Raw genomic sequence first — 23,190 nt, forward strand, 5'->3', positions numbered from 1 at the left:
GGAGAGCCGTTGCCCCTTTGAGTTCCCTATCAAATCAATCTGTAACCGCTACGGCGGCATCGCCGAATATTGGAGGCGAGCAAGCCCGGCGTGCTGATCAGTGCCGTTGTGAAGGACCCTTCCGGGGAGTAACGTTATAAAGGGGGCGTTTGGACGCTGGGTACCCCTTCTCCACGGGCCCGCCGACCAGCTGCGGAGTCCGGCAGATGAATGCATCTTCGCCGATCCCCACGCACGGTGGTTCCGGTCCCGAGCTTCTGTGGGACGACGGGGAGCGCATCTTCTGCCGCGAATGGCGCCGAAGCGCCGATGGCGACCTCAATAGTGTCTTGACCGTAAGAGCCGCTGCGGAACATCCGCCCGCCGTCTACGACCGGCTTGCTCACGAATACGCCTTGCGGGACGAGCTCGATCGAGCCTGGGCCGTACGGCCGCTGGAGCTAGTCCGCAATGGCGATCATGCCTTGCTGATATTGGAAGATCACGGCAGCGAGCCCCTCGAGCGGCAGCTCGGCGAGCCGATGAAGCTGGACCGCTTTTTGCGGTTGGCTCTAGCTATCACCATTGCTGTCGAGCAGCTCCATCGGCGGGGCCTGATCCACAAGGACTTGAAGCCCGCAAATCTTCTGGTGACCGAAGCCGACGAGGTCAGGATCACCGGATTCGGCCTCGCATCTCGCTTGCCGCGTGAGCGTCAGCAGCTCGAACCACCGGAGACGATCGCAGGCACGCTGGCCTATATGGCGCCCGAGCAGACCGGCCGCATGAACCGGTCCGTCGATTCCCGCAGCGACTTGTACGCGCTCGGCGTCACGTTTTTACCGGATGCTCACGGCCGTTCTCCCGTTCACCGCGGCCGATGCCATGGGATGGGTGCACTGCCACATCGCGAAGCGAGCGGTACCACCTGTCGAACGAACAAAGGACGTGCCTAGTGCCGTCTCGGCGATCGTCATGAAGCTTCTGGCCAAGACTGCCGAGGATCGCTACCAGACCGCCACCGGCCTCAAGAGCGATCTCCAGCGCTGCCTCGCCGAATGGGAAGCCCAACGCCGAATCGAACATTTTCCGCTCGGCGAAGAGGACCAACCGGATCGCCTCCTGATCCCCGAGAAGTTGTACGGGAGAGAGCGCGAAATCGCGATCTTGCTTGCGTCGTTCGATCGCGTTGTCAAGTACGGTAAGTCGGAGCTGGTCTTGGTGTCAGGACATTCCGGCATCGGCAAGTCTTCTGTGGTCAATGAATTGCACAAGGTGCTTGTTCCCCCGCGTGGCCTCTTCGCCTCGGGCAAGTTCGAACAGCACAAGCGTGACATCCCATATGCCACGTTGGCGCAAGCGCTTCAGAGCCTTGTCCGACCGCTGCTGGGTAAGAGCGAAGCCGAGCTGCGCATCTGGCGCGATGCGTTTCTAGAGGCACTCGGCCCGAACGCACTGCTCATTGTGGATCTCGTCCCCGAACTAAAGCTCATCATAGGAGAACCGCCGCCGGTCCCTGCTCTTCCGCCACAGGATGCGCAGCGGCGCTTCCAGCTGGTGCTCCGGCGTTTCATCGGCGCATTCGCACGGCCGGAGCATCCGCTTGCTCTCTTCCTAGACGACTTGCAATGGCTCGACGCCGCAACGCTCGATTTGCTCGAAGACCTGCTGACTCAGCCGGATGTGCGGCACCTGATGCTAATTGGCGCTTATCGAGACAATGAAGTCGATTCCGCCCATCCGCTGATGCGCAAGCTCGAAGCGATCCGAAAAGCGGAAGCGGCAGTGCAACAGATCCTCCTCGCGCCGCTGGTCCGCAGAGACCTTGGTCAGCTGATTGGGGATTCTCTTCGCTGCGAGCCAAAGCGCTCGGCTCCGTTGGCACAACTGGTCCACGAAAAAACTGACGGCAATCCATTTTTCGCTATTCAGTTTATCTCTTCGCTTGCCGAAGAGGGGCTACTTATCTTCGATCATGGCGATTCTCGATGGTCCTGGGAGCTGGCCCGGATTCATGCGAAGGGTTACACCGATAATGTTGTGGACCTTATGGTAGAAAAGTTGAGCCAGCTCCCCATCGAAACTCAGAACGCGTTGCAGCAGCTCGCTTGTTTGGGCAACAGCGCGGAGTTCGACCAGCTTGTCATGGTTTACCAGGAGACGCAGGAGGAAATTCACCACAAGCTTTGGGAAGCCGCCCGAGCCGGCCTCATCTTCCGCTCGGAAGTTTCCTACAAATTCCTCCATGACCGCGTTCAGGAAGCAGCATATTCCCTGATCTCGGAACGGTCGCGCGCGGAAGCTCATCTTCGAATAGGGAGGTTGCTAGTGACGCATACGCTTCCCGAGCAAAGAGAAAAAGCGATCTTCGATATTGTCAATCAGCTCAACCGCGGCACCACAATGATCACTTCGCGAGAAGAACGCGAGCATGTCGCTGAGCTAAATCTGATCGCAGGCAAGCGCGCCAAGGCATCAACAGCCTACACCTCAGCGCTTGGATATCTCATTGCCGGCGGAGCACTGTTAGCCCACGACGCCTGGGAGCGCCGGCGCGAGCTTATTTTCACATTGGAATTGAACCGAGCTGAATGCGAGCTTCTGTCTGGGCAGCTGGCTGCGGCAGCGGATCGCTTGACGATACTTTCATCACGCGCCGCAAACACAATCGAACTAGCCACCATCACATGTATGCAGATGGACCTGTATACAATACTTGATCAGAGCGATCGCGCAGTTGCGGTCTGTCTCAGCTATCTGCGGCATGTCGGCGTCGAATGGTCCCCGCACCCAACATGCGAGGACGTGCGGCAAGAATACGATCGGATCTGGTCGCTGCTCGGAAGGCGCACAATCGATGCCCTAACCGAGCTCCCTTTAATGAGCGACACCGCCTCTCTCTCGACGATGGATGTTCTGACAAAAGTCATGTCGGCGGCATATTTTACAGACGAGAACCTGTCTTCGCTTGTCATTTGCCATATGGTCAATCTCAGCCTCGAGCACGGCAATGGCGACGGGTCATGTTTCGCATATGTATGGCTTGCCGTCATTGCTGGACCGCGCTTCAACAACTATCAGGATGGCTTCCGTTTTGGAAAACTAGGCTATGACTTGGTCGAAGAGCATGGATTGAAGCGTTTTCAGGCACGAACTTATATGTGTTTCGGAAACATGGTCATGCCGTGGGTGAGACATATCCAGGCCGGACGTGCTCTCGTGCGTCGAGCATTCAGTGCGGCAAACGAAATCGGTGACCTTACCTTCGCGGCCTACAGCTGCAACCACCTCGTCACAAATCTTTTGGCGGCGGGAGATCATCTCGGAGAGGCGCAATATGAAGCCGAAAGGGGTCTCGCGTTTGCCAGGAAGCTTGGCTTCGGTCTCATTGTGGACGACATCACAGCCCAGCTCAGACTAATCCTGAGCCTCCGCGGGTTGACCGCTAAATTCGGCTTTTTCGACGATGAGCAATTCGATGAGCTCCAATTTGAGCAACATCTTGCAAGCGGTCTCGTTGTGGCGGAGGCTGAGTGCTGGTATTCGATCCGAAAGCTGCAAGCCCGCTTCTTCGCCGGGGATTATGCTTCGGCCGTCGACGCCTCATTGAGAGCGAAACCGCTGCTTTGGACATCGCCATCACAATTCGAAACGGCAGAATTTCACTTCTATAGTGCGCTTTCTCACGCGGCATGCAGGGATTCCGCATCTCTCGACCGGCGACACTTTGAAGCTTTGGCAAATCACCATCATCAGCTCCAGGCGTGGGAGAAGAATTGTCCGGAGAATTTCGAAAGCCGCGCCGCATTGGTGGGGGCGGAGATCGCTCGGATTGGAGGCCGCGAGCTAGACGCCGAGGGGCTCTACGAGCAGGCCATCCGCTCGGCCCGCTCAAACAGTTTCGTTCACAATGAGGCCCTCGCCTACGAGCTGGCCGCAAACTTCTATGCGGCCCGTGGCTTCGAAGAATTTGCGCTTGTGTATCTGCGGAAAGCGCGCGAGGCGTATGTCCGCTGGGGGGCCGATGGCAAAGTGCGGCAGCTCGACGACATGCACCCGCACCTCGCGGAGAAAGCACCCGTTCTCAGCCCGACGAGCACGATTGGGGCGCCTGTCGAACACTTGGACCTCGCAACGGCCTTAAAAGTCTCTGAGGCAGTCACGGGTGAGATCGTTCTTGACAAGCTCATCAAAACGCTCATGCGTACAGCCCTCGAGCACGCTGGCGCGGAACGTGGACTGCTGATTCTGCAGCAGGACGCGGAGCCGCGGATTCGAGCGGAAGCGATGACCCAGGGAGTTTCGATCAATGTCGGTCTGTGCGATCGACCGATCTCCCACATGGAAATCCCGGAGTCGCTCGTCCTGTACGCGGCCCGCACGCAGGGGAGCGTTATTCTCGACGATGCTGCGGAAAGTGGGGCCTTCAGAGGGGATCGCTACTTCCAGCTCAAGAGCGCCCGGTCGATTCTGATCATTCCGCTCACGAAGCAAGGCAGCCTGGTCGCTCTGCTGTATCTCGAGAACAATCTTGCCAAGGCTGTATTTACGCCAGCAAAGGTCGCTCTTCTCAAATTTCTCGCGTCTGAGGCCTCGACGTCGCTCGACAATGCGCGTCTGTACCGCGAAGTTCAGGAGCGTGAGCAGCGTTACCGCGAGGCTCAGATGGAACTGGCTCACGCCAACCGCGTGGCGGTAATGGGACAGCTGACGGCGTCGATCGCCCACGAGGTCAATCAGCCGAACACCGCCGTTATCGCCAGCGCGCAGGCGGCATTGAGCTGGCTCGATCACCGCCCGCCGGCGCTTGAGCAGACGCGCAGGGCGCTGACGCGCACCATCGAGAACGGTATCCGCTCCAGTGAAGTCATTGGACGTATCCGCGATCTGATAAAGAAATCACCGCCGAAGCGGGACTCACTGGCGATCAACGACGTGATCGGCCACGTCATCGAGCTGACGCAGGCCGAAGCGGCGCGGAACGATGTCTCGATCCGAACGGCGTTCGCCGATCGCCTGCCCAAGGTCATCGGCGATCGCGTCGAGCTGCAGCAGGTGACGCTCAACCTGATCCTGAACGCCATCGAGGCGATGAGCGGAACCGCAGTGGGGAAGCGCGAGCTGCTGATCCGGACCGCGAGAGCCGATGCGGAAAGCATACTCGTGTCGATCGCAGATTCGGGACCGGGACTGTCGCCAGAGGGCCTCGCGCGGCTGTTCGAACCCTTCTACACGACCAAATCGGGCGGCCTCGGTGTTGGACTATCGATATGCCGTTCGATCATTGTCGGGCATGGCGGCAGGCTGTGGGTGACCACAAACGAACCGCGCGGAGCCGTCTTTCAGTTTACCGTTCCGATCGACGATGGACTTGCGGTTGGCTGAGTCACACCCTCAAATGCGCGACCGGGCAGCGAAGATGCATCATCCGCGGTTGAGCGGAATCACTGGTCAGAGCACACCGGAACAACCCTTGACGGTCGATGATGGCCTCGATCAGGGCTGCGCGTCCGGAATATGGCTCATACTATGGCTCTGATCCCGGCTATTGTTGGCGACTGGCGTTGGGAGTACGTTCCCGCACGGGACAGGCAAACACCTCTCCCTCGTTCTCAACCGAGTGGCCGGCTGCCCCCGGAGTCCGGCAAATGCAAGTGTCGTCGCCGATCCTCACGCATGGAGATGCCGGTCTCGAACTTCTCTGGGACAACGGGGAGCGCGTCTTTTGCCGCAAATGGCGCCGGGGCGCCGATGGCAATCTCAATAGTGTTTTGATCGTAAGGACCGCAGCAGAGCATCCGCCGGCCGCGGTCCTCGACCGGCTTGTCCATGAATACGCCACTTGCGCGACGAGCTCGAGCGGACGTGGGCCGCGCGGCCCCTGGAGCTGATCCGCGACGGCGGTCGAATGTTTCTGATATTGGAAGATCACGGCAGCGAGCCCCTCGAGCGGCAGCTCGGCGAGCCGATGAAGCTGGACCGCTTTTTGCGGTTGGCTCTAGCGATCACCATTGCTGTCGAGCAGCTCCATCGGCGGGGCCTGATCCACAAGGACTTGAAGCCCGCAAATCTTCTGGTGACCGAAGCCGACGAGGTCAGGATCACCGGATTCGGCCTCGCATCTCGCTTGCCGCGTGAGCGTCAGCAGCTCGAACCACCGGAGACGATCGCAGGCACGCTGGCCTATATGGCGCCCGAGCAGACCGGCCGCATGAACCGGTCCGTCGATTCCCGCAGCGACCTGTACGCGCTCGGCGTAACGTTCTATCGGATGCTCACCGGCACACTGCCGTTCAGTGCGGACAATCCGATGGAATGGGTGCACAGCCACATCGCGAGACGAGCCGTTCCGCCGGTCGAACGGATCAAGGGCGTCCCTGGTGCCTTGTCGGCGATCATCATGAAGCTCCTCGCCAAGACCGCCGAGGAGCGCTACCAGACCGCCACCGGCCTCAAGAGCGATCTCGAACGCTCGCTCGCCGAATGGGAAGCGCAGGGACGGATCGATGATTTCGTTCTGGCCCAATCCGATACGCCGGACCGCCTGCGGATTCCCGAACGGCTATACGGCAGGGAGCGCGAGATCGAGGCGTTGCTCACCTCGTTCGATCGCGTCACCCGGAGCGGCACGCCCGAGCTCGTCCTGGTGTCCGGCTCCTCGGGTATCGGCAAGTCCGCACTCGTCGACGAAATGCACAAGGCTTTGGTCCCATTGGGAGGGTTCTTCGCCTCGGGCAAGTTCGACCAGCATAAGCGCGACATGCCTTACGCGACGCTCGCGCATGCTCTTCAGGGCCTTATCCGAGGCCTGCTCGCCAAGAGCGAAGCCGATCTCGCGCCTTGGCGTAGCACCCTGCGCGAAGCGCTGGGTCATCTCGGTCAACTGATGGTCGATCTGGTACCGGAGCTGCGGCTGGTGATCGGGGATCAACCGCCTGTCCCGGAGACCTCCCCGCAGGACGCACAGCGACGCTTCCAACTCGTCGTTCGACGCTTCATCGCCATTTTCGCCAAGCCGCACCATCCCCTTGTCCTTTTCCTCGACGACCTGCAGTGGCTCGACGTGGCCACATTGGATCTGATCGACGACCTCCTGAACAGATCTGACCTGCGGAATCTGCTTCTCGTCGTCGCGTATCGACGCAACGATGTCGACGTCAAATATATGCTGGCACAACGGCTCGTCGAAATTCGCGCTTCCCGCAAGCGGGTGCGCGAAATCGACCTGGCCCCCCTCACACGGGATGCCGTCGGGAAGTTCGTTGCGGATGCACTTCACTGCGAGGCGGCATCCGCCATGCCTATCGCCGAGGTCGTGTACGAGAAAACGGGCGGCAATCCGTTCTTCCTCACGCAATTTCTGCAGACGCTGGCCGAAGAAAAGCTGCTGACCTTCGATCATGACAAGAGGCGGTGGCAAGGGGACCTCGAACGCATCAAGGACAAAAGCTACGCCGAAAACGTCGCAGATCTCATGGTCGGCAAGCTGAGTGGCTTGCGCGAAGAGACGCGTCAGGCCCTGCTGGAGCTCGCCTGCCTGGGCAACAGCGCCGAGGTCGCAATGCTCTGTCTCGTGCACAGAGGATCGGAGGAGACGCTCCACGCTGATCTGCGAGACGCGACGCGTCTCGAGCTGGTTCGACGCCTCAAGAACTCTTACGCTTTCGTGCACGATCGCGTTCAAGAGGCCGCTTATGCGCTAGAACCGGACCAGGACAGGCGAACGTCCCTTCACCTTCGGATCGGCATGACCCTGGCAGCGCAGCTGACGCCCGACGAAACCAACGAGCGCGTCTATATCGTCGCCAACCAACTGAACCGCGGCATCGCCGCTTTGGCAGCCACGGTGCCGAACGCGACCAGGTCGTTGCCGTCAATCTCGCTGCGGGTCGCCGCGCGCGAAATGCAACGGCTTACCACGCGGCAACAGCCTACCTTGAAATTGCCCACAAACTGCTCGGGGAGGAAGGCGATCCACGACGCAGCCAGGACGCCTTCGCGATCGGCCTGCTCCATGCCGAATGCAAATTTCTGCTCGGCGATTTGAAGACAGCCGAAGCGGAAATGGCGATCCTGTCACAGAGCCGATCGGACATCCAAGAGAGCGCTGAGGTCGCCAGACTTCGGGCCCAGCTGTACACCGCTGCGGGACAGCTCGAGCGGGCGGTCGACGTCTGCCTTGCTTTTTTGCGCAGGACCGGGATTGACTGGTCCCACCATCCCAGCCGAAGCGAGGTCGAGGAGGATCGGCGGCGCCTGCGAAGGCTGACCGAAACACTGTCTGACGACCAGCTCCAAGCGCTACCGCCGATGACCGATCCGAATCATCGAGCAACGATGTGCGTCTTGGCTGACCTCCTCACGCCAGCCTTTCTCACGGATCGCAACCTGTCCGACATTATGCTCGTGGAGGCTACCCGGCTGACGATCGAACACGGGGTGAGCTCGGAAGCGTGCTATCCGCTGACCGCCATATTCGGCGTGCTCGCGAGCAGTTCGACCGATGCCGAACTTGGATTCCGACTGTCACAATTTGGCGCAGCCCTTGCTGACAGGCAGCCACAGCAAGGATTGAGCGGCCGGGCACTCCTGGCATTCGGCCTCCACGTAACCCCGTGGATTCGTCCGATCCGATCGGGACGGCCGTTCATTCAGCGCGCTCTTGCAATCTGTTTGGCGACTGGGGAGCTGGCGTTCGCGGCGTACTCGCATCGCGGACTGATATCGGTGGATCTGTTCTGCGGCGATTCGCTCGTGGAAGTCTGCTCGAGCGTCGAGCGAGCCTTGTCATTCGCGGAAGGTTTGGGTATCCGGCTGGCGGCGGAGGGCCTGGCCAGGCAAAGAAATCTGGCGCTGAGCCTTACGGGGCGCGATGGGGGGATTAGCTTCAAGAGCCCCGGAGCGCTTCAGCCCCTGGATGCAAGCGAGCCGATCAGCGCCTTCTTCTACTACGCGACGCACATCCAGATCGAGGTCCTTGCCGGACGTGACGACGTCGCGGTTGCCCTCACCCCGCGCGCCGAAGAGCTCTCATGGTGCGCACTGTCTTATTCGGATTTCTCCGAATACCGGTTCTACGCGGCACTCGCTCATGCCGGGGCTTATCACGCGTCACGCCCCGAAGATCGCGAACAACGCCTCAGCGGCCTCCGCGAAAACCATCGCAAGCTCACGGTCTGGTCGAACCGCTGCCCGACGAACTACGCCGCCCGGCAGAAGCTCGTCACGGCGGAGCTTGCGCGCATCGAAGGCCGCGAGCTCGAGGCGGAACAGCTATACGAAGAATCGATCCGATTGGCGCAGGAAGCCGGATTCGTGCAGATCGAAGCAATCGCCGCGGAGCGTGCGGCAGCGTTCTACGAGGCGCGCGGCATTCGAACGGTCGTCCTGTCCTACCTGATAAAGGCGCGCGATTGCTACGCGCGCTGGGGCGCCGAAGCAAAGGTGAGCCAGCTTGAGGAACGCTATCCGGACGTGCGGGAACGAGGATCCGCACTCAATGCCGCGGGCATGATCGGAGCGCCCGTCGAGCAGTTGGACCTCGCGACGATCCTCAAGGTGTCGGAGGCCGTTTCGGGCGAGATTGTGCTGGAGAGGCTGACGGAAACCCTGCTTCGTTCGGCCATCGAGCACGCGGGTGCGGAGCGCGGCGTGCTGATCTTGCCGAGGGGACCAGAGCTGCGAATTCGGGCGGAGGCGGTGACCGGCGGCGGTTCGGTCGCTCTCGATCTTGCCGATTCACCGATTTCCGCCGCCGAAGTGCCGATGTCGATCGTACTCTACACGGCTCGCACGCGAGAGAGCGTCGTGCTCGACGATGCCTCGACGAGCAGCGCATTCGGCGGCGATGAATACATCAAGCAGAAGCGCGTCTTGTCGGCCCTGTGCGTACCACTCATCAAGCAAGGCAGGGCGGTGGCATTCTTGTATCTTGAGAACAATCTTGCCTCGCGCGTTTTCACCCCCGCCCGGATCGCGATCCTTAAATTTCTCGCGTCCGAAGCCGCGACCTCGCTCGACAATGCGCGTCTGTATCGAGAGCTTCAGGAGCGGGAGTCGAGGATTCGCCGGCTGGTCGAATCCAACATCATCGGGATTTTCATCTTTGATCACACCCCGGACATCCTCGATGCCAATGAGGCCTTCCTGAAGACCCTGGGATATGATCGTGAAGATCTCGCCGCAGGCCGGTTGCGCTGGGCGGATCTAACGCCGCCCGAATGGCAGGAGCGAACCGATCGCGCCCGAGCCGAACTGAAGGCGACGCGTGTCGTCAAACCTTTCGAAAAAGCATTCTTCCACAAGGATGGCAGCCGAGTGCCGGTGCTGACCGGCGGAGCCTTGTTCGACGACGAACAGGAGCAGGGTGTTGCCTTCGTGCTGGATCTCAGCGAGCGCAAGCGCGCAGAAGCCGAGGCATGCGAGAACGAGCAGCGTTACCGCGAGGCGCAGATGGAGCTGGCCCACGCCAACCGCGTGGCGGTGATGGGACAGCTGACGGCGTCGATCGCTCACGAGGTCAATCAGCCGAACACCGCCGTTATCGCCAGTGCGCAGGCGGCATTGAGCTGGCTCGATCACCAACCGCCGGCGTTGGAACAGACGCGCAGGGCGCTGACACGCGCCATCGAGAACGGTATCCGCTCCAGTGAAGTCATTGGACGTATCCGCGATCTGATAAAGAAATCACCGCCGAAGCGGGACTCACTGGCGATCAACGACGTGATCGGCCACGTCATCGAGCTGACGCAGGCCGAAGCGGCGCGGAACGATGTCTCGATCCGAACGGCGTTCGCCGATCGCCTGCCCAAGGTCATCGGCGATCGCGTCGAGCTGCAGCAGGTGACGCTCAACTTGATCCTGAACGCTATCGAGGCGATGAGCGGAACCGCGGCGGGGCAGCGCGAGCTGCTCATCCGGACCGCGAGAGCCGATGCGGAAAGCATACTCGTGTCGATCGCAGATTCGGGACCGGGACTGTCGCCAGAGGGCCTCGCGCGGCTGTTCGAACCCTTCTACACGACCAAATCGGGCGGCCTCGGTGTTGGACTATCGATATGCCGTTCGATCATTGTCGGGCATGGCGGCAGGCTGTGGGTGACCACAAACGAACCGCGCGGAGCCGTCTTTCAGTTCACCGTTCCGATCGATGATGGATTTGCGGTTGGCTGAACCATCTCGGCCCGCTTGGAGACCCCGCGGAAACTGTTGTGGCAGCCTGTAACCAAGGCCCGGCCGCGGACGAACTATATTCACCGGATCACGCCTGCGAAGCCAAGCGAGGGCGGCAGCAGGCCTGCCGGCGGCTGACGGCGAGCCAAAAGGAGAGAGCAGTTGGGACTGTCCTGGCAACAAGGCCCGCTTTCAACGGGAGCAATTGGCCGCTTCCTCGTTCCTCAGCCGCTGCCTAAGCGACTATTATACGTCGAACCGTTACGCCGCCGTATGCGCGTGCACTTTGGCGGACGCTGGATCGCCGAAAGCGAGAAGGCCCTCCTGCTGTTTGAACCGGGCCGTTATCCTGTGGCCTATTTCCCGGAGGCCGACGTGTCGCCCGATGTCCTGGAACGCACTGAGCATAGCACCGAACACGCCGACCTCGGGCCCACATCCTGGTACAGCGTCCATGCGGACGAGCAACACATCGCGGCGCGGGGAGCCTGGCAGCACACCAGCTTGCCAGCCCACGCGAGCGACTTGCACGGTCTAATCGCCTTCGCCTGGCGAGCCATGGATGCTTTCTACGAGGAGGATGAACGCATAGTGGGCCATGCCGCCGATCCGTATCACCGCATCGACATCCGCCAGACCTCTCGTAACCTTGTGGTCAGCCATCAAGGCCGAGTGATCGCCGATACGAAGCGGCCGCTTGCCCTTTACGAATCCGGCTTTGCACCTCGCTGGTACGTTCCACGTACCGATATCGACGAGTCCGCTCTTACTCCGCTGAAGCTGCAGACGTTCTGCCCATACAAGGGTCTCTGCAGCTATTATTCCATCGGAGAGGCGCGCCAGGCGGCATGGTCGTACCCCGACGCCTATCCAGAGGTCCGCCGCATCTCCAATTTTGTATCGTTCGAGCCCGACATCGTGACGGTTCATCTCGATGGCACGCAGATGCGTCTCGAAACCGGCCAGTCGGTGGTTCCACATGGCCCCGATCGCAATCTAGACGTAGCCGAGGTGGCCGCCCCGCCAACGCCTGGCAGCTGGCCCAAAGGGGCTGCAACCGGCTAGAAGATAGCTGGATCGGTCGAAACGGAGCGGCACATGGCGCGACTCCTGTCGGTGAACGTCGGACTTCCTCGCAACGTCGCCTGGAAGAATCGCACCATACGCACAGGGATCTGGAAGAATCCGGTGCATGGCCGCTGTCGGGTCGGCCGATTGAACCTGGACGGAGATGGTCAGGGCGATCTGGGTGGCCACGGAGGCGAGCAGCGAGCGATCTTCGTGTACCAGATCGAATCATATCGCTACTGGCAGGTGCAGATGGGCCGCACCGATTTCGTCCACGGACAGTTCGGCGAGAATTTCACTATCGAAGGGCTGCCCGACGACGCCGTTTGCATAGGCGATCGCTATCGAATCGGCAGCGCCGTGTTCGAGGTCACTCAACCGCGCGTGACCTGCTATCGCGTCGGCATTCGGACCAACGAGCCGAGGATGCCGGCACTGCTGACGTCCAGCGGAAGGCCGGGGTTCTACTTTCGCGTCCTAGACGAAGGCGAGGTCGGCGCCGGCGACGAAATCGTGAAGCTCGGCGAAGCCGACGAGCGAATGACGGTCGCCGAGATCAACGCGCTGCTCTATTCGTCCAATCACCCACGCGATCGGCTGGAGCGCGCCTTACGTATCGGGGCACTTTCACCAGGATGGCGCGCCTCGTTTGAGGCGCTGCTTCAGAGCCAAACGACCGATACGGGGAGCAGCGGCAACGCGGGCCTTGCTCCGGCAGCCGCAGCATATCCAGCCGCTTCGGGATTTCATCGCGTCATGGTTGCGTCGATCGATCGGGAGACCGTGGACGTCGTCTCGCTCTCCCTGCAGCAACCGGCCCGCGAGCCGCTGCCACCATACCTGCCCGGCCAGTACGTGGTCCTGCGCCTTCCGCGAACCGACGGCCCACTGCTCGTTCGCAGCTATTCACTCTCGGGTCCCCTCTCGACAGCGAGATACCGGATCAGCGTGAAGATCGAGCCGAATGGAGCGGCCGGGAACTACCTCGACGAGCACGTCCGGGTGGGCGACGTTCTCGAGGTCAGCTCTCCACGCGGAGGCTTTACCCTGCAGTCCGGAGAGCGGCCGGTGGGGTTGGTCAGCGCGGGGATCGGAGCAACGCCCGGTTCTGGCCATGCTGCACGCTCTGGCAGCGGCACGTTCGAGGCGACAGGTCTTCTGGCTGCATGCTGCGCGCGACGGGCGGCATCATCCGTTCGCGGACGAAGTACGCCGCCTCATGCGTGCCCTGCCACAGGGCCGTAGCTTTGTCTGCTACAGCAGACCGGATTCGCGCGACAAGCTCGGCGAGGGGTTCGATGCTCCCGGCCGCCTGTCGCAACAGATCTTCGAGGACATCGACATTCCGCGCGAGGCGGACGTCTACCTCTGCGGGCCAGCGCGCTTCATGGCGGACATGAAACAAGCGCTCGCCGGGTCCGGCATGATGCCGGAGCGAATTCATACGGAAATTTTCAATGGCGGCGAATCATTGATGCCCGGCATCGTCGGCGCGGCCAGCCGGGCTCCGCACCCGCCCAAGGACAGAGCCGACAGCGGCCCGCTCATATCGTTCGCGCGAAGCGGCATCGCCGTCCATTGGGAGCCGTCGACTTACGCGAGCATTCTGGAGTTGGCTGAGGCGTGTGACGTTCCGGTCCGCTGGTCATGTCGGACCGGCGTCTGTCACAACTGTGAAAGCGGCCTGGTTTCCGGCGCGGTGGCCTATGCGCCGCTGCCGCTCGACAAGCCGGCCGACGGCAATCTTCTGATTTGCTGCTCACAGCCGGTTCAAGACGTCGTCATCGATTTGTAGATCGCAGCGATGCAGTCAGGAGCCATCATGAAGTTTTCGGTCGAGGTGCTTACTGTTCCCGTGACAGACGTCGAGCGGGCACTGCGCTTCTATGTCGATCAGGTCGGCTTCGCCCTCGACGTCGACTATTCACCGAATGGCGCATTCCGCGTGGTGCAGCTCACGCCCCCCAGCTCAAGCTGCTCGATCCAGATCGGCAACGGCATCACCGATGCGCCCGCGGGGTCGCTTCGTAACGCCTATCTCGTCGTCACGAATCTCGAGACCGCGCGACGCCACCTGTTGAAACGTGGCGTGCAGGTGAGTGATATCAGGCACAAGACGCCGATCGCTCGGTGGGATGGCGGCTTCGCCCCAGGCCTCGATCCCGCGCGCAGCGACTATGCCAGCTTCGCCGACTTCTCGGACCCGGACGGCAATAGCTGGGTGCTCCAGGAACGAGGCTACCGCACGGCTTGACGCATGCGGCCGCGTCAACATTGGTCACGGCAGACCAGTCCGCTCATCGACGCCTGTGAGACGAACGAGCATAATTCCGAGATCGCGCGGCATTCAGACTTTCGCGTCCACGACTATTGTGGAGCTCCACGGAGCCGCTCACCCCGAGCCTCCACCCAAGGGGGCGCCGCCATGTCCCCTCTTTCGAGCCAGACACATCCGATCCGTTCCGCTGTTGCGCGCCTACTCTTGATCGGCCTGCTGTTGCCCGCATGCCACCGATCGGAGCATCTCTTCCAACGCCCTCCCCGGCCTGACCTCGCGGACCACCCAGTACCTGGCTTCGGTCGAGCTGACGTCGCGCCTGCCCTGGCTCGCTCCGGTCGGCCACCATCAGCCCGACCGGGCCGACGTGCCGCAATCGGATGCGCTGTCGGCCTGGGCGCATGAGCAGCAGCAGAGCGACCGGATGCTGGATCGCAAGCTCATCATCTGCCGTGGATGCTGAGGTCCCGGCTACCCGGCGTTCGTCGCCCAGGCTTTCTCAAACCGGTATCGCGTCTGTGTTCTTCGCGAGTATCCAGCTCGTCAATCGCCACAGGCGTCTGCGCCGCCTTTCGCCATTGCGCAGGGGTGACACCCATGTGTCTCTTGAACGCCCGCTGGAACGCCGCCTCCGACTGATAACCGACCGCTTCCGCGACCGCTCCGGTCGAGATCGATCGTTTCCTCAATTCATTCGTTGCCAGCGTCATGCGGATATCGGTCAAGAGTTCGATCGGTGAACGTCCGACCTTGTCCTGGAATTGACGGGCGAGTGTCGCGCGCGACATGTTGGCGAGTTGCGCGAGCTCGGGCAGCGTCCATGCGCGCGCGGGCGCGTCGAACATGGCCGCAACCACCGGCGCGAGGCGCGGGTGACCGGCGAGGGCAAGCAGCCCGCGTGGAGCGTCGCCGGTCTCGCTGGCGAGGCGCAGCACGAGCGCGAACATCGCCATCGACAACGCGTTCAGCATCGCGCGACCACCGAGCTGATCGCCCGCGGTCTCGCCCCGCATCAAGGTAACGAGTCCTGCGAGCTGCCCCTTCGCGTCCCCCTCGCCGGCCTGCGCGCCGGCCCTCACGATCAGCACTGGCGGCAGATAGTTGCGCAGTAGCCGGTCGTGCGGCGGGGCGATCGAAAAATGCCCGCACAACAGATCGAGCCGCGCGTCCGAGCCGGGGTTCTCGCTGATCGTGAAGTTGAGAAGCGCGCGGTTGCGGGCCTTCAGCGGCGCAGCGCCACTGTCGTCATGCATGACATGGCGGGGGTTGCCCGGCAGCAGCAGGATGTCGCCGGCCTACAGTCGCAGCGGGCGGCCTCCCGCCGGATTGTCGAGCATAGCCGAGCCTGCAAGCACCGCATGATACGGGATTTCGTTGGCCTCGCCCGGCCCCTGCTCGATCCGCCAGGGCGCGCCATAGGAGCAGCGCAGGTCAAGACGACCGCGCACCGGCATCATGTCGAACAGCTGGCTCAACCAATCCATTGTGACCTCTATTGGTGCGCCAAGGTGAGACGAATGAGCATATAAACGAGCATATTAGGAATTTAACATCTCATATCCCGATCATATCGTCACTCCGAAATCGTTCACTGTTTCAACCAAGGAGTGCCATCGTGCCCCGCCTTTCCGTCCCGAACCTCGAAACTGACGCCGGCCCTTCCGGGCAGGTCTACGCCCAGATCAAGAAGGCGATCGGCAGCGTGCCGAATACCTTTGCCGCCATCGCCGCCCATGGCCCGGCCGCGCTCAGGTCCATCCTCGCTGCCGATACCGTGCTCGCCTCGGGCCGCCTGACCAAGTCCGACAAGGAGATCGTCAAGCTCGTCATCAGCGAGGCGGCCGGCTGTGACTATTGTGTCGCCGCCCACAGCCATCTTGGAAGGCTCGCCGGCCTGACCCCGGAGGTGCTGAAGCAAATCCGCGATGGTCTGCCGACGGGCGATATCAAGCGCGATACGCTGGTCGCTTTCGTCGACAAGCTCGCGCGGACCAGCGGCACGGTAAGCGAAAAGGATTTCCGCGCGATCAAGTCCGTCGGCTACAGCGACGCACAGCTCGTCGAAATCAGCCTCGCCTTTGCCACGACCACGTTCACCAACATCTTCAACCGCATCAACGACACCGAGATCGACTTTCCGGCGGTCGCGTAACGCAGCGACGCGGTCTCGTCTCGACAGGGATCACGACCATGACCATGCTAGCCAGCACCAATTCTTCTCAGACCCCCTTCGTCCGCGCGTTGCAAGGATCCGGCCTGCTCGCCGCGGACATCGACTACCATCTCGTTCGCGCCTCGATGGTGATCATGTTCTTCTTCTTCGGGTTACCAGAAGTGGTTTCCGTACGAATTCGAGCGGCTGCTCCCGTTCATCAGCAACGGCCCATTGATCTGGTGGCTCTACCCGCTATTCGGCCACGCCGGCGCCAGCTATTTCCTCGGCGCCTCGGAATGGACCTTCGGCGCACTGTTGCTCGCGGGCTTCTGGAGCCTCCGGCTAGGCGTGCTCGGAGCGCTGGGCTCGACCGGCACCTTCATTGCGACCGTTACCATCATTCCCTTCATGCCGGAGGGTTGGGACGTCGCGGCGGGAGGCTTCCCGGCGATGACGGGTAACGTGCCTTTCCTGATGAAGGACGTCGTTCTGCTCGCAGTCTCCCTCTACCTGCTGCGGCAGGATCTGGTTCGCCTGATCCGGCATTAGGTGGCCCTCTGCCGAGGGCGATGCATCGCCGGCGAGCTCTTGAGTTCGCCGGCGATTGCCCGTCTTGGCGCGGCAAGCGATCAGCAGTGGCGGCAAATGACCAGCCGTCGATCAAGCTCCTGATCCTGCAATTTCAGCATCTCGTCCAGATCGATAGCCCGCCTGTGAACCGCCATCGCGCTCGCAGAGTTGGGGTCGAACGACGGCCCATGCGGCTGAACGTGCACCTCCGGCAATGGTCTGGCGGAATCCGAATAGGCCGGTTGTCCTCCGCGCCTGGATGGATCGTCGTAGCTCGGCACCGCGTCCACATGCTCCGACGGTCCCTGCATCATTCCCGAGGTCCCATGGCTATAGCGCCGCGTGGATGCACTGGTTGGGCCCATGATCAACATAAGGCTGAAGGCTGCGATCGTGACGTGCCAGCACTTTGATTTTCTACTCATTTCCCACCTTTGTAAGCCGCAGTTGCGTCGCAGCCGCGCGGGCGGCCTGTACGATCACGTCAGTTACGACGTCCGGATTGGAGACGGTGACGGCGTGCGATGCATTCACCTCAACGACATGCGACTTTGCACGGTCAGCTTCGAACTTCTGTTCGGCCTGAGGAATGGCGAGATCCTGCAAGGTCCTGATTTGCCAACTCGGCTTGCTCGTCCATGCAGCGGATGTCAGCGTCTCGGTCAGGGCTGCCAAGTTCATCGGCCGTTGGGTGGCGAGCATCATGGCAGCCTCGCTCGCTGGCACATCAGCAGCGACGTTGCTGTGGAACTTGTCGGCCCGATAGAGGAGATACGTGCCGCTGGTCCCGTCAGGGAGAGAGTAGGTGACCGCCTCGACGGACGTGGGGAATGTGCTGCCGGGAAACCGCTCGAGCAAATTGCTTGCGGCTTCCCCTGCCGCGGGCATGACCGCGGCAGCGTAGACGAGGCCCTTGACCTTGGGGTCCGTGCCGGCCTCGGTGATGACGGCTCCGCCGTAGGAATGGGCGGCCAGGATCACGGGTCCCTGGATCCTGTCCAACACGCTACGCAGGTAGGCGGCGTCGACCGCCACACCCAGCAGCGGATTGGCAAAAGCGACGACCGGGTAGCCGGCGCGCTGGAGCCGCTCGATCACCCTTATTCCAGATCGACGCGTCTTCGAAGGCTCCGTGCACAAGCACGATCGTGGGCGCGACTGTTGCGGGATTCATCGTGGTTCCTTCTGATGAGAGTTACGCAGGCAATGGATTCGATGACGTGCGCGCAAAGCCGTGCCGCCCGCGAGCATCATCCGCCTTGTGAGCTGCCGGGGCCGGCGCCCGTGCGATCGTCCGGGATCGCAGTGACGGAGAGAGCCACGTGATGCGGACAGCGCTAGCTGCGCAAATGGTGCTGCCGGTACCACTTGTTGATCTCGCCGCTGGTCGTCAGCCACACGTCCTTTTGGCTCGAGATGTGGGCGAACGCCGCCGCAAGGTGCTTGGTCCGAAACGCCTGTCCCGTGATGAAGGGATGCAAGGCAATGGGAAGAACCCTCGGTATCCGTTCGCCCTCCTCATAAAGGACATCGAATTGGTCGCGTATCATCCGGCCAAAATCTTCCGCGGATGTGCCGAAGCTCAGAACCGACGGGAGGTCGTTACATTCGACGGAGTACGGCATTCCCAGAAGAGAGCCCTTCCTCACCTTCATCTGAAAGGGCAGATCATCGCACGTATAGTCGCACAAATACTCGATGCCTTGCTCAGCGAGCAGATCCGGCGTGGCGTGAGTCTCCGTCAAGAACGGGCTAAGCCAACCCTTGGGCTTTTCACCAGTGGCCGCAGCGATGACCGAGAGCGTTTCCTCGATCAGCGCAGCCTCCTTCTCCAGCGAAAGGCCGTTGACAATCTCGGAGTTGTTTCGTCCGTGCCCCATGAAATCCCACTTGCGTTTCGCGCTTTCCTCAACGACCCGGGGATACTCCCGACAGACATCGGAGTTGAGACACACGCTCGCCGGCAAGCCATACTTGTCCAACGCCTCCATCAAGCGCCAGACGCCCACGCGCTGCCCATAGTCGCGCCAGCCGTAGTTGAGGGAGTCCGGCTCGAAATGCGCGGTGTGCGGCACGATCGCCGGGCCAGGCCGGTCCTCCCGGAAAATGCTCCAGATTGATATAGATCGCGACCGCGACGCGTTCTTCTTTCGGAAAGGACGCACGCGGACGATCGACAATCGGCGTGAAGTCGTAACGTCTGGTTTGGGTCTGCATCAGTTGATCACTCCTCGGGAAGCTACCTTGGCCATCGCTCTCACGGCGACGCACCGCCGCGAACACGGGGCGTCCGAAATGCCCTTCTGCGAGGCGGTCAGTCCAACTTTAGCCATGCTTCCCCTTGTCAATTGCCTGTCGGCCGCGGGCGAGTGCGACGCCGACCGCCGGCACGATCAAGGTTCGGATTAGGCGCCAGTTTGGTTACAGGCATCGAATGATTATGATCATCCAGCGAGCCCCGGCACCGCCGGTTGGCGACGATCTTCTCGTTGCCAGCCGAGCCGGCGGATCAAGATAGTCAAATGGTTGGATATGCCCGCTTTTAAGCGTCGCTCACGTCATGAGGGCATCAAGTCGCGCGCAGTCGACTCCCTCGGGACGCCGAGTTTGGAAATGTTGTCGCGATTATAGCAGTCTTGCCTCTAACTGCCGCGCGATGGGCCCGTTCTTGATCGTACCCATTGTGAACGCTAGGCCCGACAATATACTCGGCCCAACCTCGTATAATTGACGTACCGAAAGACGAAGTCATCTTCGGGTTGGGCGCAAAGACAACGGAAGGAAGACGACCGCAAGCTGATATCTAAGCGCGTGAGGGAGATTGATCACCGAGGAGCCAAATGGCAATGGCAAGTCGATTTGCCGACTGCCATTTGACTTCGGTCTTGATGCGTTATGGCATCGTCTCTCGCTCGTAATGAAGGGCTCTCGCCACCGTGTATCAACAAACGCCCAGCTTATGGAGTTGAGGTCTTTTATACCCTGGAATCAATTTCCATGTCCAAAAGGCATTGGATGCTACGACGGTATGGAGGCCCTGTGCCCGTTGTCCGCTGCTTTTGTTTTCGGCATGGGACCGGCTGCGGCAAACTTCAAGTGGCATTAACTCGATGTCCGCCGATTTCGCCTTTCTTTCCTCGCTCACGCTGCGTATGGCAGTGTCCGCCGCATTCGTAGTCACAGCGTCCATCATCACTGAACGTTCCGGTCCCGCAATCGGCGCGCTGATTGCAACGCTGCCACTCTCGGCCGGTCCAGCCTATTTGTTTCTCGCTCTCGATCACGATGCCACGTTCATCGCAAAAGGCGCGGAAGCTGGCTTGGCGATCAACGCGGCCACGATGATCTTCTGCCTGACGTATGTGATGCTAGCGCAATGTCGCAGCGCGCTCCTCTCAATCGGCGGCGCCGTTGTAGTGTGGATCGTTCTTGCTGCACTGGAAGGATTTGTGACGTGGACATTGCTCAAGGGATTTCTCGCGAACGCCGCCGCATTCGCAATCTGCATTCCGCTCCTTCGTCGCTTTCAGCATGTGGAGAAGTTACCGCTGGTCGCACACTACTGGTACGACATTCCGCTGCGAGCGACGATGGTAGCCGCGCTGGTCGCCATTGTCGTTTCGTCATCTCACTGGGTCGGCCCCGTGGTTAGTGGCGCCATTGCTCTTTTCCCGACCGTTCTTTTTAGCATGATGCTCATACTCCATGCACGCATTGGCGGAAGGACGACGGCCGCCATGATCGCTAACGGCGGTTGGGCCATGATGGGATTCGGCCTTGCGATAGCTATCCTTCAAGTCACCGCGATCCCGTTCGGGTCGGCGCTTGCGCTCAGCCTCGGTTTGGCGACCTGCATAGTCTGGAACCTTGCCCTGTGGCGTTTGGGACGTGAAAAGTGATGGCGAGAAGAATTACCAAGCGTTCCCTAGCTCATCAGATTGGATGACCAAACATGCGCCTCGACTTCGACGCGATCGTCATTGGTTCAGGACAGGCCGGTCCCTCTTTAACAGGCCGATTAACTGCTGCCGGAATGAAGGTCGCACTGATCGAGCGCGGCAAATTCGGGGGCACTTGCCCGAACACAGGTTGCATGCCAACCAAAACCTTGGTCGCTAGTGCCTATGCCGCGCAACTTGCCCGCCGCGGCAGCGAATACGGCGTCATTTTGGAACATCCTGTCCGTATCAACATGAAGAGAGTCAAAGACCGAGCTGCGACCGTAATCGCCAACGCAAGTCATGGCGTCGAAGCTTGGTTACGAAACATGAAAGGCTGCACCGTCTTTCAAGGCACCGCGCGATTCGAAACGCCCACGGAAGTCCGGGTCGGAGCCGAAGTGCTTTCAGCACCTCGAATCTTCATCAATGTCGGAGGGCGAGCGTCAGTTCCCGAACTCCCGGGACTAAGCGAGATCCGATTCCTCACTAACAGCTCGATAATCGGCCTGGAGCGCGTCCCCGAACATTTGGTGGTCGTGGGCGGCAGCTACATCGGCCTGGAATTCGCTCAGTTGTATCGCCGATTCGGCGCCGAAGTCACCGTAGTTGAAAAAGGGCCCCGCCTCCTCGGCCGCGAGGATCCCGACGTCTCGGACGCGGTGCGCGATATCCTGGAAAAGGAGGGAATTCACATCAGGACATCCGCGGAGTGCGTTCGTTTCGCGAACGACGATCCCGATATCCTCGTCGGTGTCGATTGCTCGAAAGGAGATCCCGAAATTCGTTGCTCGGACGTACTATTGGCCGTTGGCCGACGACCGAACACCCATGATCTCGGCTTAGCGAAGGCGGGGATAGCCACAGATCCGCTTGGTTACATCGTCGTCGACGACCGACTTCAGACGAATGTTCCCGGCATCTGGGCTCTGGGCGATTGCAATGGACGTGGCGCGTTCACGCATACTTCCTACAACGACTACGAGATAGTCGCGGCGAACCTCCTCGATGGGGAGGATCGGCGCTTAAGAGACCGTGTCGTCGGCTATGCTGTATTCATTGACCCCCCGCTCGCCCGCATAGGGATGACCGAAACGCAAGTACGAGCCCGTGGCCTCCCTTACCTTTCCTCCACTCGACCCATGTCGCGCGTCGGCCGGGCTGTCGAAAAGGGAGAGACGCTCGGCTTCATGAAAGTTTTGGCCGATCCTGAAACCAAGCAGATTCTCGGGGCGTCTATACTAGGCACTAATGGAGACGAAGCGATTCATGGGATCCTCGACGCCGTCAGCGCCCAGACTCCCTACGATATACTTCGTTGGGCCGTACCAATCCACCCGACTGTATCAGAGCTCATCCCAACCCTTCTAGTCGGGTTGAAGTCCGCTTCGTTGGATGAGTAACGATTCTCGTTCAGTACGCGCGGGACGCTCGGTAGACACTGCCCGTGAGTCCTTCGGAGCCTATTCGATTGGCCGTCAGCGTGCGCCAGCCACCAGCGCACCATCAGCATCCTTCGTTTCCCCGTCGGCGAAGTCACTTGCGTTCACTAACGCGCCCGTCGTTGTGGCGGTGCCGACCCCACGACCGTCTCTTCCGACTAAAACGGCCGCTGGCCCACCTGCCTCCACGGTAAATGCACCCGATAAACCTTCCGCAGGCCATCCAAGCGCAAAGTTGAGGCGGTTATTACTTCTGCGGCTATAGCTGCGCTCATCATCAAAGCTAGTCGGGATCAATATCACGCGACGGGCAAACCTTGTGCGTGTTCGACCTCATCAATCAGAAGCGGGCGGGCAAGCCGATCGTTCCGAAGGACCGTCTGCGCGGCGAGAACGTGGTCGACCTGATGGATGCTTTGCGCAAGAGCGTCGGCGGCGCGGCAGCGCGGAGCAAGGCTTCGAAGAAACCGGGCAAGAAGCCGAAAACGGCCGCGGCCGGTCAGAAGGAGATGCTGGTGCCCATCGCCGGCAAGAAGTCGGCGAAATAGGCGGCAGACCCTGGGCGATTGCTGCGACTGACAGGCGTTC

At 61.0% G+C, this 23,190-nt stretch carries 11 protein-coding genes and 4 pseudogenes; 11 read left to right on the top strand and 4 right to left on the bottom strand.

What is annotated here, in order from left to right:
- The first annotated feature begins 206 nt into the window (after window positions 1-206).
- Window positions 207-5,364: pseudogene (locus ACVWW1_RS20710) on the top strand (trifunctional serine/threonine-protein kinase/ATP-binding protein/sensor histidine kinase).
- A 227-nt stretch (window positions 5,365-5,591) separates the two neighbouring features.
- Here ACVWW1_RS20710 and ACVWW1_RS20715 read toward each other — a convergent pair.
- Window positions 5,592-5,810 (bottom strand): hypothetical protein, encoded by a 219-nt coding sequence (locus ACVWW1_RS20715; RefSeq protein ID WP_456657276.1) that lies wholly within the window; start codon window positions 5,808-5,810, stop codon window positions 5,592-5,594.
- Window positions 5,811-5,821: 11 nt separating this feature from the next.
- On the opposite strand from ACVWW1_RS20715, the gene ACVWW1_RS20720 reads away from it, so the two are divergent.
- The 5 genes and pseudogenes from ACVWW1_RS20720 (at window position 5,822) to ACVWW1_RS20740 (ending at window position 14,473) form a co-directional block, all read left to right on the top strand.
- Complete coding sequence (locus ACVWW1_RS20720) at window positions 5,822-8,026, top strand: ATP-binding protein (RefSeq protein WP_456657277.1); 2,205 nt, start codon at window positions 5,822-5,824, stop codon at window positions 8,024-8,026.
- Window positions 8,023-11,151: an ATP-binding protein gene (locus ACVWW1_RS20725; protein ID WP_456657278.1), complete on the top strand. Its 3,129-nt coding sequence runs from the start codon at window positions 8,023-8,025 to the stop codon at window positions 11,149-11,151. The genes ACVWW1_RS20720 and ACVWW1_RS20725 overlap by 4 nt, the downstream gene beginning before the upstream one ends.
- 162 nt (window positions 11,152-11,313) lie before the next feature.
- Window positions 11,314-12,216, top strand: a complete 903-nt coding sequence (locus tag ACVWW1_RS20730) for a DUF427 domain-containing protein (RefSeq protein WP_456657279.1) — start codon at window positions 11,314-11,316, stop codon at window positions 12,214-12,216.
- Between the two features lie 33 nt (window positions 12,217-12,249).
- Window positions 12,250-14,014, top strand: a pseudogene (locus ACVWW1_RS20735) (MOSC domain-containing protein).
- A 27-nt stretch (window positions 14,015-14,041) separates the two neighbouring features.
- Window positions 14,042-14,473 carry a VOC family protein gene (locus ACVWW1_RS20740; RefSeq protein WP_456657280.1) on the top strand — a complete coding sequence of 144 codons (432 nt, stop codon included), beginning with the start codon at window positions 14,042-14,044 and terminating at the stop codon, window positions 14,471-14,473.
- Between the two features lie 467 nt (window positions 14,474-14,940).
- On the opposite strand, the pseudogene ACVWW1_RS20745 reads toward ACVWW1_RS20740, so the two are convergent.
- Window positions 14,941-15,981, bottom strand: a pseudogene (locus tag ACVWW1_RS20745) (AraC family transcriptional regulator).
- A gap of 131 nt (window positions 15,982-16,112) precedes the next feature.
- On the opposite strand from ACVWW1_RS20745, the gene ACVWW1_RS20750 reads away from it, so the two are divergent.
- Together ACVWW1_RS20750 and ACVWW1_RS20755 are read left to right on the top strand one after the other, a co-directional pair.
- Window positions 16,113-16,649: a carboxymuconolactone decarboxylase family protein gene (locus ACVWW1_RS20750; RefSeq protein ID WP_456657281.1), complete on the top strand. Its 537-nt coding sequence runs from the start codon at window positions 16,113-16,115 to the stop codon at window positions 16,647-16,649.
- A gap of 219 nt (window positions 16,650-16,868) precedes the next feature.
- The gene (locus ACVWW1_RS20755) at window positions 16,869-17,201 is read left to right on the top strand and encodes a DUF417 family protein (RefSeq protein WP_456660631.1); all 333 of its coding nucleotides are present in this window, start codon (window positions 16,869-16,871) and stop codon (window positions 17,199-17,201) included.
- Between the two features lie 438 nt (window positions 17,202-17,639).
- On the opposite strand, the gene ACVWW1_RS20760 is transcribed toward ACVWW1_RS20755, so the two are convergent.
- Together ACVWW1_RS20760 and ACVWW1_RS20765 are read right to left on the bottom strand one after the other, a co-directional pair.
- Window positions 17,640-18,320: an alpha/beta hydrolase gene (locus tag ACVWW1_RS20760; RefSeq protein WP_456657282.1), complete on the bottom strand. Its 681-nt coding sequence runs from the start codon at window positions 18,318-18,320 to the stop codon at window positions 17,640-17,642.
- Window positions 18,321-18,559: 239 nt separating this feature from the next.
- Window positions 18,560-19,297, bottom strand: a complete 738-nt coding sequence (locus tag ACVWW1_RS20765) for a polysaccharide deacetylase family protein (RefSeq protein WP_456657283.1) — start codon at window positions 19,295-19,297, stop codon at window positions 18,560-18,562.
- Between the two features lie 1,035 nt (window positions 19,298-20,332).
- On the opposite strand from ACVWW1_RS20765, the gene ACVWW1_RS20770 reads away from it, so the two are divergent.
- The 3 genes and pseudogenes from ACVWW1_RS20770 to ACVWW1_RS20780 form a co-directional block, all read left to right on the top strand.
- Complete coding sequence (locus tag ACVWW1_RS20770) at window positions 20,333-21,121, top strand: hypothetical protein (RefSeq protein ID WP_456657284.1); 789 nt, start codon at window positions 20,333-20,335, stop codon at window positions 21,119-21,121.
- 53 nt (window positions 21,122-21,174) lie between these two features.
- Window positions 21,175-22,563 (top strand): FAD-containing oxidoreductase, encoded by a 1,389-nt coding sequence (locus tag ACVWW1_RS20775; RefSeq protein ID WP_456657285.1) that lies wholly within the window; start codon window positions 21,175-21,177, stop codon window positions 22,561-22,563.
- Between the two features lie 368 nt (window positions 22,564-22,931).
- Window positions 22,932-23,150, top strand: a pseudogene (locus ACVWW1_RS20780) (Ku protein); the annotation flags it as partial.
- Between the last annotated feature and the right edge of the window lie 40 nt (window positions 23,151-23,190).

The sequence above is a fragment of the Bradyrhizobium sp. JR3.5 genome (assembly GCF_054057015.1).

Coding starts and splice junctions, on each gene's coding strand:
- ACVWW1_RS20715 (WP_456657276.1), bottom strand. CDS start 5,810: ATGGACAAGCCGGTCGAGGACCGCGGCCGGCGGATGCTCTGCTGCGGT.
- ACVWW1_RS20740 (WP_456657280.1), top strand. CDS start 14,042: ATGAAGTTTTCGGTCGAGGTGCTTACTGTTCCCGTGACAGACGTCGAG.
- ACVWW1_RS20770 (WP_456657284.1), top strand. CDS start 20,333: ATGTCCGCCGATTTCGCCTTTCTTTCCTCGCTCACGCTGCGTATGGCA.
- ACVWW1_RS20775 (WP_456657285.1), top strand. CDS start 21,175: ATGCGCCTCGACTTCGACGCGATCGTCATTGGTTCAGGACAGGCCGGT.